The organism is Actinoplanes sp. KI2, assembly GCF_025630775.1.
Classification (GTDB): Bacteria; Actinomycetota; Actinomycetes; order Mycobacteriales; family Micromonosporaceae; genus Actinoplanes.
Genome location: NZ_JAOSZE010000006.1, coordinates 234,228 through 249,584 on the forward strand (window position 1 = coordinate 234,228; position 15,357 = coordinate 249,584).

Consider the following 15,357-nt stretch of genomic DNA (forward strand, 5'->3'; position numbering starts at 1 on the left):
CCGGGGATCCCGGAATTCGGCGGGGCGGGATGTCGGCGTCGCCGGCAACGGGTACGGTTGCGGGAAGCCTCCGGCGCGTGCCGGCGGCCCGCCGCAGGAGGAGGTGCCATGGTCCTGCTACGCCGGGTTATCGGCGACGCACTTCGGGCGCGCCGGCAGGGACAGCACCGCACGCTGCGCGAGGTGTCCACCGCCGCGAATGTCAGCCTGGGGTATCTGTCCGAGATCGAGCGCGGTCAGAAGGAAGCGTCGAGCGAGCTTCTCGCCGCGATCTGCGATGCGCTGGGCGCCCGCCTGTCCGAGGTGCTCGGCGAGGTCAGCGACACGCTGCTGCTCGCCGAGGAGATGGAGGGCGTGCTGGTTCCGGTCGACGGAAAGCCGGCCGTCAAGGCGGACGACGCGGTGCGCAAGGTCGCCCGCGACGGGGAGGTCTCCGTCTCGGTGCGCCACGACTCGCCGCTCACCGCGACCTTGCGGGCCACCCGGAAACCACAGCGCGAAGTGGTGTACGCCGCCTAGATCGTTCGCAGCCTCACCAGGGCCGGGCCGCCGTCGAGCGGTCCGGCCTTGTGCATATCCGGGATCGACCCCCACCCGTCCCGCGGCGTAGCCTCGAACCGTTGGGGGAGACCCTGAGATCCCCCGGAGGTCACGTGACGGCGCTGGCGACGAGCTGTCACGATGGTGGTCACGCCATCGCTTCGTCGGTGGCGCCGAAGACTGAGCGACATTGAGGGGATACCGCGAGATGGCGAACCCGTTCGTCAAGGGCTGGCGTTACATGATGGCGCTCTTCGGTGCGAAGATCGACGAGTACGCCGACCCGAAGGTGCAGATCCAGCAGGCCATCGAGGACGCGCAGCGACAGCACCAGGCGCTCGTGCAGCAGGCCGCGGCGGTGATCGGCAACCAGCGCCAGCTGGAGATGAAGCTGTCCCGCCAGATGTCCGAGGTCGAGAAACTGCAGGGCATGGCCCGTCAGGCCCTGGTGCTCGCCGACAAGGCGCGGGCCGACGGCAACGAGTCCGAGGCGCAGAAGTACGAGTCGACCGCGCAGACGCTCGCCACCCAGCTGGTCTCGGGCGAGCAGTCGATGGAAGACCTGAAGACGCTGCACGACCAGGCGCTCGCCGCGGCCGGCCAGGCCCGCAAGGCGGTGGAGAACAACGCGATGGTGCTCCAGCAGCGCATCGCCGAGCGCTCCCGCCTGCTCAGCCAGCTCGAGCAGGCCAAGATGCAGGAGACGGTGGCCAAGTCGCTCGAGTCGATGTCGTCGCTCGCCGCGCCCGGCAACACGCCGTCGCTCGACGAGGTCCGCGACAAGATCGAGCAGCGGTACGCGAACGCGATGGGCCGGGCCGAGCTCGCGTCCAACTCGGTCGAGGGCCGCATGCTCGAGGTGCAGAAATCGAGCCTCGACCTGGCCGGCCAGTCCCGGCTGGAGCAGATCCGGGCGAGCATGGCCGGCGAGAAGCTCGGCGCCGCGCCCAGCCAGCCCGCGGTCGAGCAGGCGGCTCCGGCGGCCGACCCGGCAAGTGTGGCCCGGCTCGACGAGATCCGCGCCAGCCTGAACCAGAAGCGGGGCGACACCACCGCGGCCGGCTGAGTCGCCGAGATGTGAAGAAGCTGGGCCGGCCAGGTGTGGGGAGGAGGACCGGCGGTGGACGAGCGGACCAGGTATTTCCGGCGGCTCAAGCGGCTGCGCAACTCGGCGCGGCGGTGGAGTGTGCTGGGCGGCGGCCTGGTCGCGGCCACCGCGGTCCTCACCCCGTACTCGGGGATCGGCATCGCCGACGCGATCTGGGCCGGCGCGGCCGGCTCGTCGGTCGCGCTCGCCTGGTGGCGGTGGAGCGATCATCGTGCGCTCGCCGCCCTGCCGGCCCCGCCCGCACCCGACCCGGCGCTGGCCGGTCAGCGGCTGGCCGCCGCGATCGAGCGGTTCCCGGTCGGCCGCACGATGCTGCACGAGGTGCGCCGGCAGAAGAATCGGTACGCCCTGCGTGGCTCGGCGATCACCCAGGCCTGGGATCGGCTCGACCGCGCCTCGTCCGCCCTCACCGGGTTGGCCGGTCGGCTCACCGGGCCCGGCGAGGCGGCGCTGCTTGAGGCGGCGGCGTCCGAGCAGTGGCTGCGCGACCTCGGGCAGCGGGTGGCGAGCGTCGAGCGGGCCATCCCATTGAGCCCGCCCGGCGACCGGCGCGCCGCCCTGGAGGAGTCGCACGCGAGCCTCGCCGAGCAGTTCACCGAGGGTGTCACGGCGTTCGAGCAGTTGGTGGCCGCGGCCGCCAGTTATGTCGCCGAGGACGGCCACCCGCTCACCGACGGCAAGCACCCGGCCCTGTCCGGCCTGATCGACGCGACCGACCGGCTGCGCGGCCTGGCCGAGGGGCTGGCCGAGCTCAAGCGCCCGGCTGGCAGCGCGGGCACCAATATGTGACGCGGTCGTCCTGCTCGGCCCGGCGGATCGCGGCGCCACATCGCCGGCACGGCAGCGCCCGTCGCCCGTAGACGTAGGTGGTCTCACCCCGGCGCAACGAGCCGGTGGTGGTCTGCGTCCAGCGGCCCTTGTTCGACGCCACCAGCTTCTGCGCGAGCGTCACCAGGCCCGGCAGATCGGGCACCTCGGCCACCGGCGTCCACGGCCACACTCCACGCAGGAACATCGTCTCGGCCTTGTAGAGGTTGCCCACCCCGGCGAGGTTGCGCTGGTCGAGCAGAGCCTCGGCGATGGTTGCCGCCGGCTTGGCCGCGATCCGCCGCGCCGCCTCGGCCGGGTCCCAGTCCGGGCCGAGCAGGTCCGGCCCGAGGTGACCGACCAGCGATTCCTCCTCGGCGGTGGGCACCAGCGCGACGTCGTGCAGGTGGTAGCCGACCGCCACCGACCGCGCGGTGCGCAGCACCACCCGGATCAGGTGTGCCGGCTTGCCCGACCAGCGTTCCCCGGGCGCGTACGTCCGCCAGGCGCCATCCATCCGCAAGTGTGAGTGCAGCGTGCGTGGCTCCTCGCCGTCCCGGGTCAGCCGCAGCAGCAGGTGTTTGCCCCGGCTGGCCGACTCGGCGACGGTCCAGCCGGTCAGGTCGGCCGTGGCCAGCCGGGGCACCCGGAAGTCGCTGCCGGTCAGGACCTGGCCGGCCAGGGCGCGTTCGATCACCCTGGCCGTGTTCCAGACGGTGTCACCCTCGGGCATGCAGGTCAGTTTCGCTCGGAGATCCGGACCGTGTCGCCGGGGCGGACCGACAGCACGACCACGGCCCGGCCGTTGTTCACGGCGATCGCCACGTAGCCGGCCGAGTCCTCGTACACCAGCAGCTCGCCGCGTTCGACGTCGGCGAACGTGGCGCCGCGCCGGGCCCGCACCGAGCCGTTGACGATCAGTTCGTGGCCCAGGCCGGCCAGCACGTCCCCGGTGGCCGCGAGCTGCACGTTGCCGAACCGGTCGACCGTGCCGACCTCGGACTCGATCCAGCCGTCGCCGACGGTCACGACCGGGTCGGGCAGCCGGATCAGGTCGGTCGGATCGATCGCCGGACCGGCGTCCACCGGGTCGGCGCCGAGCGCCAGATGCGCGGCAGCCGGCGAGAACACGTCGCGGCCGTGGAAGGTGCGGGCCACCGTGCTCAGCTGCCAGTCCTTGTTGGCCAGTTCGAAGGCGCGGTCGACGCCGCCGAGCGCGTCGGCCGCCCAGATCAGCAGGCCGTTGTCGGGGCCCACCAGCAGGCCGCCGGGCGTCTGCAGGACCAGACCGCGGCGGGCCGTGCCGACACCCGGGTCGACCACCGCGACGTGCACCGAGGACGGCAGGTGCGGCGCGGTCTGCGCGAGCACCGCGGCGCCGCGCGCCACGTCGGCCGGGGGAACGTGGTGGGTCACGTCGATGACGCGTACGGCGGGGGCGAGCCGCGCGATCGTCCCGTGGCACGCCGCGACGAAACCGTCGAACGTCCCGTAGTCGGTGGTGAGGCTGATCCATTCATATCCGGCCATGGTGACCAACGTTACTGCCCCGACACGCTTCGTGCGGGGTGGCCCCGAGCGGGCGCGCCGGGCGGAATCTGGCACGTTGGACCCATGCGTCTTGTGATCTTCACCGAGCCCCAGCAGGGGGCCACCCACGGCGACCTGGCACGGGTCGCGCAGACCGCCGAGGCCGCCGGATTCGACGGCTTCTTCCGCTCCGACCACTACCTCGCGATGGGCGTGCCGGGCGAACCCGGGCCGACCGATGCCTGGGTGACGCTGGGCGCGCTCGCCGTGCAGACGTCCCGCATCCGGCTCGGCACACTGGTCACGTCGGCCACGTTCCGGCTGCCCGGGCCGCTGGCGATCGCGGTGGCCCAGGTCGACGAGATGAGCGGCGGCCGGGTCGAATTCGGCCTGGGCGGCGGCTGGTTCGAGCGGGAGCACGCGGCGTACGGGATCCCGTTCCCGGCGGTCGGCGAGCGCTTCGACCGGCTCGAGGAGCAGCTGGAGATCGTCACCGGGCTGTGGTCGACGCCGGCCGGGCAGACCTTTGACTTCCACGGTAAGCACTACGACCTGACCGACTCGCCGGCGCTGCCGAAGCCGGTGCAGTCGCCCCGCCCGCCGGTGATCGTCGGTGGACACGGCAAGAGGCGCACGCCGGAGCTGGCCGCCCGGTTCGCCGACGAGTTCAACGTCCCGTTCGTCAAGATCGAGGAGGTGGCGCCCACGTTCGAGCGGGTCCGCAAGGCGTCGGCGGAGATCGGCCGGGCCACGCCGCCGGAGTTCTCCGCGGCTGCCGTCCTCTGCGTGGGGCGCGACGCCGCCGAGGTCCGTCGCCGGGCCGCCGCGATCGGCCGCGAGGTCGGCGAGATGCGGGAGAACGGCGGCGTCGTGGGCACACCCGCCGAGGCCGTGGAGATCATCAAGGCGTACGCGGAGGCCGGCGCGACCCGCCTCTTCCTGCAGACCCTCGACCTCGCCGACCTGGATCACATCGAGCTGGTCGCCTCGGCGGTCGCCACCCAGCTGTAGCACCCGACCCGTAAGGCGGAGGCCCGGCCCGGGTCTCCGCCTTACGGCCACGCCCCACTCACCCGGTCAGCATCTCGTCCCTCAGCAGCGCGGCGAGGGGCCCTCGGTGTGGCGGAGGGTCGCGATGGCGCGGCTTGCCCGGCTCTTGACCGTGCCCGGGGGAGCAGCCCAGCTGGCCGGCGATCTCCCGTTCGGAGAGCCCGGCCCAGTAGCGCAGCACCAGCACCACGCGCTGCTCGGCGGGCCGGACCACCCGCCAGCCCGCCGGGATGGGCAGCCGGATCGAGCCGGCAACCACCTCGTCGCCGTCGACGTACAACCGCGGCGGCTGCGCGGTGATGTCCTCGGCGGCCGGCGCGGTCGGGTCGGTGTGAACCAGCCGCCGGCTCACCACGAGCCCGCCACCCACCAGCGCCGCGGCGACAACGGCACGATTCCGGCGCGCGGCCCGCCGGCGTCGCACCACCGCCCCGACCGGATCGGCGGTGCGCGGCTCGATGCCCGCCACCGCCTGGTCCAGCAACTCCCTGATGCGTTCCACGCCCCTCGAAAGTCATTGGCCGCCCGTACGGTTCCGCCGGCGACGATGCCCGCAAACCACGCCGCCGGCCGGGCACCGGAAACGGCGCAGATCGGTTGAGGCGGTGCCGGCGGGTTGGAGCGTTGCCGGGTGGTTGGACGGCGCCCGGCGGCCCCGGATGCCGGTTACCGCGGCGACGTGGTCGGCGCGGCTGGTCATCCCCGCAGGCGCAACCCCCTCGGTGTCGCGCGGAAGCCGGCCGCGGTCAGCGCGTCGCGCAGCGGGGACGCGTGCACCGCCTCGCCGTCGGCCCGCTCGACCGACATCGCGCCGAGCGCGCCGGAGCGTACCGCCTCGCCCAGTCCTCGGCCCGCCGCGACCAGCGCCTCCGGATCGTCCACGAAGGACAGCAGCGTCCGGCCGCCACGCTCCACATAGAGCACCAGGTCGCCGCCGACCAGCACGACCAGCGCGCCGGCCTTGCGTCCCGGGCGATGACCGGCCCGGGTCGTCGCCTCCCCGTCGCCGCTGTCGACCGCTCGCTCCGGCCAGCCCAGCGCCGCGCCGTACGGATTCGCCGGGTCGGTCGCCGCGAGTACCTGGGCCGTACCCGCGCGCCGGGACAGCTCGTCCGGATCGGCCAGCGCCCGCAGCCGGTCGACCGCGCCCGGCACCGCGAACTGCGCCGCCCCCAAGCCCTCGACGAAATACCCCCGGCGGGCCGCGCCGCGCTCCTCCAGCGCGCCCAGCACCGGGTAGACCGCCGCGAAGCCGCCGGTCACCCCCTCGGCCATCACCGCGCCGCGGGTCACCACGCCGTGCCGCTCCAGCAGCAGGTCGGCCAGGGCGGCCGCGCGGCGGGTCGGGTCGAGATCGCGCTCGGGCAGCCGGGACCAGCGGCCCGCCATGTTCGGCGGGCCCCCGCGGGCGGGCATCACCGGGCGGCCGGGCCGCCGATAGCGGGTGCGGGCCGGCGCCGCCTTCGCCCGGTGCGCGCCGCTGCCGCCGAGCAGCGCGCGGAGCGGGGCGAGGGTGTCGTTGGTGAGGTGACCGGCCCACACCAGATCCCATACCGCGGCCGCCAGCTCGGTGTCGTCGGTCGCGCCCAGCCGGTCGGAGAGGTTGCGGAAGAACAGCGCCTGCCCGTCCCCGAGCGACTCCAGGACCCGCTGGTGAAGTGGGGTGAGCGCGAGCTCCTCGTCGGGCGGCGGCAGCAGCAGCGGTGCGCTGTCCGCCCAGGCCAGCGTGACCCAGCCGTCGTTGCCGCCGATCGAGCCGGAGCCGGCCCAAAGCACGTCGCCGCCTGCGCACAGCTCGTCGAGCTGGGGCGGCGCGTAGTCGGCGACCCGGGCCGGCAGCACCAGCCGCTCCCACGCCGAGGCCGGCACCGCGATGCCCTGCAACTGCTCGATCGCGGCGGCCAGCGCGTCGACGCCGCGGGCGTTGCCGCCGACCTGGTGCCAGCGCGGCAGGAAGGCGGCCAGCACCCGTGGCGGCACCGGCTCGATCTCGCGACGCAGCGCGGCCAGCGACCGGCGCCGCAGCATGCGCAGCACCTCGGCGTCGCACCACTCGGTGCCCGCGCCGCCCGGAGAGAACTCGCCCGAGGCGACCCGACCGGTCGCGCTGAGTCGTTTAAGCGCCTGCTCCACCACGAAGACGCCGAGCCCGAACCGGGCCGCGCAGGTCGCCGCCGGGAACGGCCCGTGCGTGCGGGCGTACCGCGCGACCAGGTCGCCGAGCGGGTCGGCGACCGGTGACAGGTACGCCTCGGGCAGCCCGACCGGCAGCGCCACGCCGAGCGCGTCCCGATAGCGGCCCGCGTCGTCGATGCCGATCCAGCGCTCCTCGCCGGCCACCCGCACCCGGATCGCCCGGCGCGCCGCCTCGAGCTCGAGCGGCCACGCCTCGTCCACGCCGCGTGCCGCGAGCTCGGTCGCGGACAGGTCGCCGAGCAGGCGCAGCAGCTCGGCCGTGTCCTCGGCGTCGCGCGGCCGGCGGCGAGCGGTCAGCCACTGCAACTGCGCCTCGGTCTCGACCACGACCGCCGGGTCGAGCAGTTCGCGCAGGTCCACCCGGCCGAGCAGCTCGCCGAGCAGGGTCGAGTCGAGTGCGAGCGCCGCGGCCCGCCGCTCGGCGAGGGGCGCGTCCCCCTCGTACAGGAAGGCTCCGACGTAGCCGAACAGCAGCGACCGGGCGAACGGCGACGGCCGTGGCGTCTCCACCTCGACCAGCCGCACCTTGCGCCCGGACACCTCACGCATCAGCCCGACCAGGCCGGGCACGTCGAAGACGTCCTGCAGGCACTCGCGGGCGGCCTCCAGCGTGACCGGGAAGTCGGCGAACTCGCGGGCCACGTCGAGCAGCTGGGCGGCCCGCTGCCGCTGCTGCCAGAGCGGCTGGCGGCGGCGCGGGTCGCGGCGGGGCAGCAGCAGCGAACGGGCCGCGCACTCCCGGAACCGGGACGCGAACAGCGCCGAGGTGCCCACCGACTCCTCCACCAGCTGGGCGATCTCCTCGGGGTCGAACGCCACCAGCTCGGCGCCCGGGGGCTCCTCGGCGGTGTCCGGCAGGCGCACCACGATGCCGTCGTCGGAGGGCATGACCTGACCGTCCACGCCGTACCGCTCGGACAGCCGGCGGGCGATCGCGAGCGACCAGGGCGCGTTGACCCGGGCCCCGAGCACGCAGTGCACGGTCATCCGCCAGTCGCCCAACTCGTCACGGAAGCGCTCGACCACGACCGTACGGTCGTCGGGCAGGTGCCGGGTCGCCTCCCGCTGCTCGCGGAGGTACGCCACCAGGTTGTTCGCCGCCCACTCGTCCAGGCCCGCGTCGCGCAGCGCGGCGGTGGCCGGATCGTCGCCGGCCTTGGTGAGCTTGCGCAGCTGCTTGCCGATCGCCCGGCCCAGCTCGATCGGGCGGCCCAGGCTGTCGCCCTTCCAGAACGGCATCCGGGCCGGGGCGCCGGGAGCGGGCGAGACCAGCACCCGGTCGGGCGTGATGTCCTCGATCCGCCACGAGGTCGAGCCGAGCAGGAAGACGTCGCCGACCCGCGACTCGTACACCATCTCCTCGTCCAGCTCGCCGACCCGGGCCGCGCGCTCGGCGCCGGCCAGGAAGACGCCGAACATGCCCCGGTCGGGGATGGTGCCGCCGCTGGTCACCGCGAGCCGCTGGGCGCCCGGCCGGCCGGTGAGCACGTCGACGCCGCGATCCCACACCAGGCGTGGGCGCAACTCGGCGAAGGCGGTTGAGGGATAGCGCCCGGAGAGCATGTCGAGGACCGCGTGCAGCGCCGAGTCGGGCAGCTCGGCGAACGGCGCGGCGCGCCGCACCAGCGCGGCCAGCTCGTCGACCGGCCACGCGTCCAACGCCACCATCGCCACGATCTGCTGGGCCAGGACGTCGAGCGGGTTGCGCGGGTATCGCAGCTCCTCGATTTCGCCGGCGCCCATCCGCTCGGCCACCACGGCGCAGGAGACCAGGTCGCCACGGTGTTTGGGGAAGACGACCCCGCGGGACACCGCGCCGACCTGGTGACCGGCCCGGCCGATGCGCTGCAGGCCGGCCGCGACCGAGGGCGGCGCCTCGATCTGCACGACCAGGTCGACCGAGCCCATGTCGATGCCGAGCTCGAGGCTCGAGGTGGCGACCACGGCGGGCAGCCGGCCGGACTTCAACGCCTCCTCGATCTGTTTGCGCTCCTCGCGGGAGACGCTGCCGTGGTGCGCGCGGGCCACCACCGGCGGGGCGCCGCCGGCCTGCCCGGCCTGGGCCATCACCTCGGCCGGCAACCGAGCCGGAACGGGCAGCACCTCGCCGGCTCGCTCGGCCGCGAGCTCGTTGATGCGGGCGCAGAGCCGCTCGGCGCCGCGCCGGGAGTTGGTGAAGACGATCGTCGACCGGTGCGCCTGGATCAGGTCGAGCACCCGCTCCTCGACCGCCGGCCAGATGGACGGGGTGTGCCGGCCCGCGCCGGGATCGTCCGGGTCGACGTCGGGCACCTCGTCGAGCCGGGTCATGTCCTCGACCGGGACCTCGACCGACACCTCGATGGTCTTGGCGCTCGGCGGCTGGACGACCGTCACGTCATGGCCGCCGCCCAGGAAGCGGGCAATCTCGTCGATCGGGCGGACCGTCGCGGACAGCCCGATGCGCTGGGCCGGGCGGGGGAGCAGCGCATCGAGCCGCTCCAGGGAGAGCGCCAGGTGGGCGCCGCGCTTGGTGGCGGCGACCGCGTGCACCTCGTCGACGATCACCGTCTCGACGCCGCGCAGCGACTCCCGCGCGGCGGAGGTGAGCAGCAGGAACAGCGACTCGGGGGTGGTGATCAGGATATCCGGCGGGGTGCGGGCGAACAGCCGCCGCTCGTCGGCGGGGGTGTCGCCGGTGCGCATGCCGACCGCGATGTCGGGCGGGGGGATGCCGAGCCGGCCGGACGCCTGCCGGATGCCGGTGAGCGGGGCCCGCAGGTTGCGCTCGACGTCGACCGCGAGCGCCTTGAGCGGGCTCACGTAGAGCACGCGGCAGCGGTGTTTCGGATCGGGCGGCGCCGGCGAGTGGGCCAGGCGGTCGAGGGACCAGAGGAAGGCGGCGAGCGTCTTGCCGGAGCCGGTAGGGGCCACCACCAGCGCGTTACGGCCCGCGCCGATCGCCTGCCACGCGCCGGCCTGGGCCGCGGTGGGCGCGGCGAAGGCCGCCGTGAACCACTCCCGGGTGGCCCGGCCGAAACTCTCCAGCACTTCCTGCACGCGACCATCCTCTCTCGGGGGTACGACAAAAAGCCGCGGAGAGATGAGGGTCTATCGGTCAGACAGCGGCTTTTACTGACACGGCGGACCATGGTGATGGCGACAAGACCAGGCATATACACACCAGAGGCCCCCACCCTGACAGGAGGCTCCGTGTACATCCGAACCCCACACGTCCGGCGCCTCGGCAGCGCCGCCGCGGTCCTGGCCGCGGTCGCCGTCACCACCCTTTTCGCGACCCCGGCCCGGGCCGCCGGCGATGGCTATGTCCGGCTGGCTCACCTTTCCCCCGACACCCCGGCGGTGGACGTCTACCTGCGGTCCACCACCGACGCGATCAAGCCGCAGATCTTCCGGGGCGTCGCGTACGGCGCGATGTCGGACTACCTACGGCTGCCCACCGGCACGTACCAGGTGGCCATGCGCAAGGCCGGCGCACCGGCCGGCACCGAGCCGGTGCTCACCACCCAGGTGGGCGTCGAGAACGGCGGGGCCTACACGGTCGCCGGCGTCGGCCGCTTCGCCGACCTGGGGCTGCGCGTGCTCACCGACGACCTGAAGCTCCCCGACCCGGGCAAGTCCAAGGTCCGGATCATCCAGGCCTCGGTCAAGGCGCCGGTGCTCGACGTGGCCGGCAAGAACGGCAAGACGATCGCCGACGGCGTCTCGTTCGCCACCACCACCGCATACCGTGAGGTCAATCCCGGCAAATGGAGTGTCCAGGTGGCGCCGACCGGCGGCGGCAAGATCAGCGTGTTGCCCTGCACGCTCGGCGCCGGCAGCGTGTATTCGCTGGTCGTGCTCGACGACAAGGCGGGCGGCCTGAAGCCCGAGTTGCATGTGGACGCCGCGCGCCAGGGCACGGTGCCGCTGGGCGGGGTGGCCACCGGTGACGGCGGCAGCCGGCCGGCGTCACCGATGCCGATGGCGCTGCTGCTGGCCGGCCTCGCGGCGGTGTTCACCGGCGGTCTCGTGGTGCTGCTGCGGCGCCGCCTGCGGACTGTCTGAGCGGGCACCTCGTGGCCGAGGATCGAGCCGTGGGAATCGCGTCGGTGCCGGGTGCGCTTTCGGTGCCCCGGCAACGGCTTCCCGCCGCCGCATCTGCGCTGGTCAAGGTGGCCGAAGTGCCTCGACTTCGGGCGCCGGCGCCGGACGCCGCCAAATCCCGCGAAAAACCAGATCATCCCGTACGCAAGGAAGGTCTTGGCGGTCGAGCAGCCCTGCCGTTCGTCGCAGCCGTCTTGGCCGCGTTCGTGGTCGGTACCGCGTACGTCGCGGTGGCGAACCGTGCAGAGCGGCCCGAGACCGACCCTGACCTGGGGCGATGGGCCGCGACCGCGCAGCCGGTCGAGGGTGCCGGGAACGCGGCGCGCACGGCCGGTGACCCGTTCGCGAGTGACCCGTTCGCGAGCGCCGGTGTCGCGGTGCTCGGGGAGCCGACCCGCCTGCGGATCAAGACGATCGGGCTGGACAGTCCGCTCGAGACGCTGCACGTGGTCAAGAGCGCGCTGCAGCCGCCGAAACGGTTCGACCGGGCCGGCTGGTACGCCGAGGGGACGGCGCCGGGCGACACCGGCCCCGCGGTGATCGCCGGGCACGTCGACTCGAAGGCGGGGCCGGCGATCTTCTATCGGCTGCGCGAGCTCGTGCCGGGCGACAAGATCGAGGTGCTGCGCGGCGGCACGGTCGTCGCGTTCACCGTCACCCGGACGGCCTGGTATCCGAAGAGCGCGTTCCCGACCGACGCGGTCTACGGCCCGACACCCGACCGGCAGCTTCGGTTGATCACCTGTGGCGGTGTCTTCAACCACGCGTTGCGGTCCTATCGGGACAACCTCGTGGTCTACGCGGTGGCCGGGTGAGCGTCGTTCCCCCGGTCGGTGCGCCGTGCTTATCCTGAAAACGAGTCGACGGGTGGGGGCGGGATGGCGGTCAGACGCATGCTCATCGCCGGTCGGTATCGCCTGCTCGAACCGGTCGGCTCCGGTGGAATGGGCCGGGTCTGGCTGGCCCGCGACGAGATGCTGGACCGCGACGTCGCGGTCAAGGAGTTCCTGCCGCCGGACTGGATGAGCGAGGACGAGCAGACCCGGCTGCGCGACCGCACGCTGCGCGAGGCCCGCAGCGCCGGGCGGCTCAACCATTCGCACGTGGTCCGGGTCTACGACGTCGTGCACGCCGACGGTCTGCCGTGGATCGTGATGGAGTACGTGCCGTCCCGCTCGCTGCACCAGGTGATCAAGGAGGACGGCCCGTATTCGCCGGTCGCCGCCGCACGCATCGGCCTGGCCGTGCTCGACGCGCTGAGCGCCGCGCACCGGGCCGGCGTGCTGCACCGCGACGTGAAGCCGCACAACGTGCTGATCGGCACCGACGGCCGGGTGGTGCTGACCGATTTCGGACTGGCCACGTTCGTCGACGACGGCGCGGTGACCGGCCCCGGGCTGGTCGTGGGCTCGCCCCAGTACGTCTCGCCGGAGCGCGCCCGAGACGGTGCGTCCACCGTGGAATCGGACATGTGGTCGCTCGGCGCGACGCTCTACGCGGCCGTCGAGGGCCGGTCGCCGTACGCCCGGGAGACCGCCATGGCGACCCTGATGGCGTTGGCCACCGAGCCGCCCGATCCCCTGGACAATGCCGGGCCGCTCGGCCCGGTGCTGCTCGGGCTGCTGCGGCACGACCCGGCCTCGCGTCTGACGGCGAGCGAGGTGGAGCGCCGGCTGCGCATGGTGGTCGCCGCGGCGCCAGGTGGGGGAGGCGTGCCCTCGCCGCGGCGCGCCCGGGTGGCTGCATCGGCGGCTTCGCCGGTTTCCGTACGCACGTTGCCCGCCCAACGCGTCTCGTCCGCGCCGGTGTCGCCCGCGCCACTCGACCCGCCCCCGGACCCACCGCCGCGTCGCCTCGGACAGGCGCGGTCGATATTGATCGGGATCGGTCTGGTGGGCGCCGCGCTGATCGCGGTCGGCGGCTACGTGCTGCACCGTACCGACGTGCCGGTCGCCCGACCCGCGCCCAGCACCGAGTTCTCGCCGTCCGCCTCCCGGGCGGCCGTGACGGTGGCCGGTTTCTCGCCCGTGTCGTGCTCCGGGCCCGGTCCCACGACCGCCGTTCGCCTGCCGCAGCCTGGGGCCGCGACCGGGGTCAACGGATGGTCGCTCTCGCCCGGCTGGTCGTATTTCGCCGACGGCTCGGGGTTCCACATGCCGGTGCCGGACGGATGGACGTACACGAAATCCGGCTCTATGTACTGTTTCCGGGACCCGGAGGGTTATCGGGTGCTGAGCCTGGACACGGGTCGCAACCCGGCCGGCGATCCGGTGGTGGCCTGCCGCAACGAGGCCGCGCGGCTGGTGGCCGCGGGGGCCCTCCCCGGGTATGTGCAGATCTCCATCGAGAAGCGGCCGCTGCTCAATCGCGCGGCCGACTGGGAGTACCGGTACCGCGACCCGTCGGGGTTGCTGCTGCACGCGCAGACCCGGTGGTTCGCCAGTAACCGGCACGGCTACGCGCTCAGCTGGGCGACCCGCGAGATCGATTGGTCCGCCGATCTCGGGAAGATCAACATGATCCTGAGCACGTTCTACACGGACAAGGTCGGCTGACCTCCCAGGAATCGCTCAGGCTGTTTTGATACTTATCTAGGCATGACGGGCCTTCCCTTCAGCCGTGCTCGCAGCGGCCGTTTTCCCTCCGGCCATTCCCTCTGGCCGCTTTCCTCTGGCCGCTTTCCCTGCCGCTTTCCCTCAGCCGTGCCTGACTGCGCCCGCGAGTCCGCCGATTGCTGATCCCGGCCCGTGCCGCCACCCCGTTCGCCGAGTTTTGCCACCCCGCTTGTTCGAGGAGGAATGACCTGGTGGTCTTCAAGAAGATGATGCGCGCCTTCGGCGTCGGCGGCCCGTCCGTCGACACGGTGCTCGCCAACCCGAACACCCGCCCCGGCCTGGCCCTGGACGGCACGGTCCGGATTCTCGGCGGCGACCACGACGTGACCGTCGAGCGGGTGGTGCTCGGCCTGGTCACCCGGGTCGAGCACGAGCACGGCGACAGCCTGGCCGAGTTCCATCGCCTGCCGGTGACCGGTGCGTTCGCGCTGCGCGCGGGCGAGCAGCGAGACCTGCCGTTCTCGTTGCCGGTACCCTGGGAAACCCCGATCACCGACGTGTACGGCCGGCGCCTGCACGGCATGACCATGGGCCTGCGCACCGAGCTGGCGGTGGCGAACGCGGTCGACAAGGGCGACCTCGACCAGGTGGCCGTGCACCCGCTGCCGGCCCAGGAACGCATCCTGGACGCCTTCGCCCACCTGGGTTTCCGCTTCGCCCGAGCCGACCTGGAACACGGCCGCATTCACGGCGTCCACCAGCAGCTCCCCTTCTATCAGGAGATCGAGTTCTACCCCCCTCCCCAATACGCCGGCGCGATCAACGAGGTGGAGGTCACCTTCATCGCCGACCCGTCCGGCGTGGAGGTGGTCCTCGAGTTCGACAAGCGAGGCGGCTTCCTGACGCCCGGGCATGACACCTACGGCCGCTTCCGCGTAGCGCACGCCGAAGCCGAGACCACAGACTGGGCCGCAGTAGTCGACTCATGGATTAGCGAGGCCGCCGGCCGCTACCCGGGCATGCGAAGCGCCCCCGGCTACGGCGGCTACGGCGCACCCGCCGGCCATGGCGGCTACGGCGCACCCGCCGGCCACGGCGGCTACGGCGCACCCGCCGGCCATGGCGGTCACGGCGCACCAGCGGGCTACGGCGGCCATGGCGCACCCGCGGGCTACGGCGGTCACGGCCCGCACGGTTACGGCCACCACGGCCACTACCGCCGCGGTGGCGGCGCCGGTGCCATGGCGGCCGGCATCGCGGGCGGCGTCCTCGGCGGCTTCGCCCTGGGCGAGGTCTTCGACGAGGTCTTCGACGGCGACGACGGCGACTCCGGCGACTGACCACGATCCGCCGGCGCTCCCCGACGGCGCTGCCCGGTGGCGTTCCGCCCGCAAAGCGGGACGCCACCACGCTGCGGGTCGCCACCACGCCCGCCGCGCGCCACTCGCCGCTTGCTGCGCCCGCCGCTTGCTGCGCCCGCCACTC

General features: G+C 73.4%; 12 protein-coding genes. 8 read left to right on the forward strand and 4 right to left on the reverse strand.

All coding sequences use genetic code 11. The features are described 5' to 3' along the window. Positions 1–108: 108 nt before the first annotated feature. The 3 genes from ODJ79_RS08695 to pspM all read left to right on the forward strand — a co-directional run bounded on the left by ODJ79_RS08695 (position 109) and on the right by pspM (position 2,437). Positions 109–519, forward strand: coding sequence for a helix-turn-helix domain-containing protein (locus ODJ79_RS08695; RefSeq protein ID WP_263022802.1), 411 nt, complete (start codon positions 109–111; stop codon positions 517–519). A 229-nt stretch (positions 520–748) separates the two neighbouring features. Further along, a complete protein-coding gene (locus tag ODJ79_RS08700) occupies positions 749–1,606 on the forward strand; it encodes a PspA/IM30 family protein (RefSeq protein ID WP_263022803.1) in 858 nt (285 codons plus the stop codon). A 54-nt stretch (positions 1,607–1,660) separates the two neighbouring features. Then, a complete protein-coding gene (pspM, locus tag ODJ79_RS08705; RefSeq protein ID WP_263022804.1) occupies positions 1,661–2,437 on the forward strand; it encodes a phage shock envelope stress response protein PspM in 777 nt (258 codons plus the stop codon). On the opposite strand, the gene ODJ79_RS08710 is transcribed toward pspM, so the two are convergent. Both ODJ79_RS08710 and ODJ79_RS08715 read right to left on the reverse strand, forming a co-directional pair. Next, positions 2,400–3,188: a DNA-formamidopyrimidine glycosylase family protein gene (locus tag ODJ79_RS08710; protein WP_263022805.1), complete on the reverse strand. Its 789-nt coding sequence runs from the start codon at positions 3,186–3,188 to the stop codon at positions 2,400–2,402. The two genes, pspM and ODJ79_RS08710, sit on opposite strands and share 38 nt — an antisense overlap. Positions 3,189–3,193: 5 nt before the next feature. Beyond that, the gene (locus ODJ79_RS08715) at positions 3,194–3,985 is read right to left on the reverse strand and encodes an S-adenosyl-l-methionine hydroxide adenosyltransferase family protein (protein WP_263022806.1); all 792 of its coding nucleotides are present in this window, start codon (positions 3,983–3,985) and stop codon (positions 3,194–3,196) included. 84 nt (positions 3,986–4,069) lie between these two features. Here ODJ79_RS08715 and ODJ79_RS08720 point away from each other — a divergent pair, with 84 nt between their 5' ends. Continuing rightward, positions 4,070–4,996 carry an LLM class F420-dependent oxidoreductase gene (locus ODJ79_RS08720; RefSeq protein ID WP_263022807.1) on the forward strand — a complete coding sequence of 309 codons (927 nt, stop codon included), beginning with the start codon at positions 4,070–4,072 and terminating at the stop codon, positions 4,994–4,996. 58 nt (positions 4,997–5,054) lie between these two features. Here ODJ79_RS08720 and ODJ79_RS08725 read toward each other — a convergent pair whose 3' ends face one another. Together ODJ79_RS08725 and ODJ79_RS08730 are read right to left on the reverse strand one after the other, a co-directional pair. Further along, complete coding sequence (locus ODJ79_RS08725; protein ID WP_263022808.1) at positions 5,055–5,537, reverse strand: RNA polymerase sigma factor; 483 nt, start codon at positions 5,535–5,537, stop codon at positions 5,055–5,057. Positions 5,538–5,731: 194 nt separating this feature from the next. After that, a complete protein-coding gene (locus ODJ79_RS08730) occupies positions 5,732–10,270 on the reverse strand; it encodes an ATP-dependent helicase (protein WP_263022809.1) in 4,539 nt (1,512 codons plus the stop codon). Between the two features lie 153 nt (positions 10,271–10,423). On the opposite strand from ODJ79_RS08730, the gene ODJ79_RS08735 reads away from it, so the two are divergent. From ODJ79_RS08735 to ODJ79_RS08750, 4 genes are all read left to right on the forward strand, one after another. Next, positions 10,424–11,278: a DUF4397 domain-containing protein gene (locus ODJ79_RS08735; RefSeq protein WP_263022810.1), complete on the forward strand. Its 855-nt coding sequence runs from the start codon at positions 10,424–10,426 to the stop codon at positions 11,276–11,278. Between the two features lie 116 nt (positions 11,279–11,394). After that, positions 11,395–12,132, forward strand: coding sequence for a sortase domain-bontaining protein (locus tag ODJ79_RS08740; RefSeq protein WP_263022811.1), 738 nt, complete (start codon positions 11,395–11,397; stop codon positions 12,130–12,132). Between the two features lie 63 nt (positions 12,133–12,195). Next, positions 12,196–13,872, forward strand: coding sequence for a serine/threonine-protein kinase (locus ODJ79_RS08745; RefSeq protein ID WP_263022812.1), 1,677 nt, complete (start codon positions 12,196–12,198; stop codon positions 13,870–13,872). 251 nt (positions 13,873–14,123) lie between these two features. Then, positions 14,124–15,212 carry a sporulation protein gene (locus ODJ79_RS08750; protein ID WP_263022813.1) on the forward strand — a complete coding sequence of 363 codons (1,089 nt, stop codon included), beginning with the start codon at positions 14,124–14,126 and terminating at the stop codon, positions 15,210–15,212. Positions 15,213–15,357: the final 145 nt, after the last annotated feature.

Excerpts from the sequence above, each read along its gene's own strand:
- ODJ79_RS08720 (WP_263022807.1), top strand. The coding sequence starts at position 4,070 with ATGCGTCTTGTGATCTTCACCGAGCCCCAGCAGGGGGCCACCCACGGC.
- ODJ79_RS08745 (WP_263022812.1), top strand. The coding sequence starts at position 12,196 with ATGGCGGTCAGACGCATGCTCATCGCCGGTCGGTATCGCCTGCTCGAA.
- ODJ79_RS08695 (WP_263022802.1), top strand. The coding sequence starts at position 109 with ATGGTCCTGCTACGCCGGGTTATCGGCGACGCACTTCGGGCGCGCCGG.
- ODJ79_RS08715 (WP_263022806.1), bottom strand. The coding sequence starts at position 3,985 with ATGGCCGGATATGAATGGATCAGCCTCACCACCGACTACGGGACGTTC.
- ODJ79_RS08710 (WP_263022805.1), bottom strand. The coding sequence starts at position 3,188 with ATGCCCGAGGGTGACACCGTCTGGAACACGGCCAGGGTGATCGAACGC.
- ODJ79_RS08700 (WP_263022803.1), top strand. The coding sequence starts at position 749 with ATGGCGAACCCGTTCGTCAAGGGCTGGCGTTACATGATGGCGCTCTTC.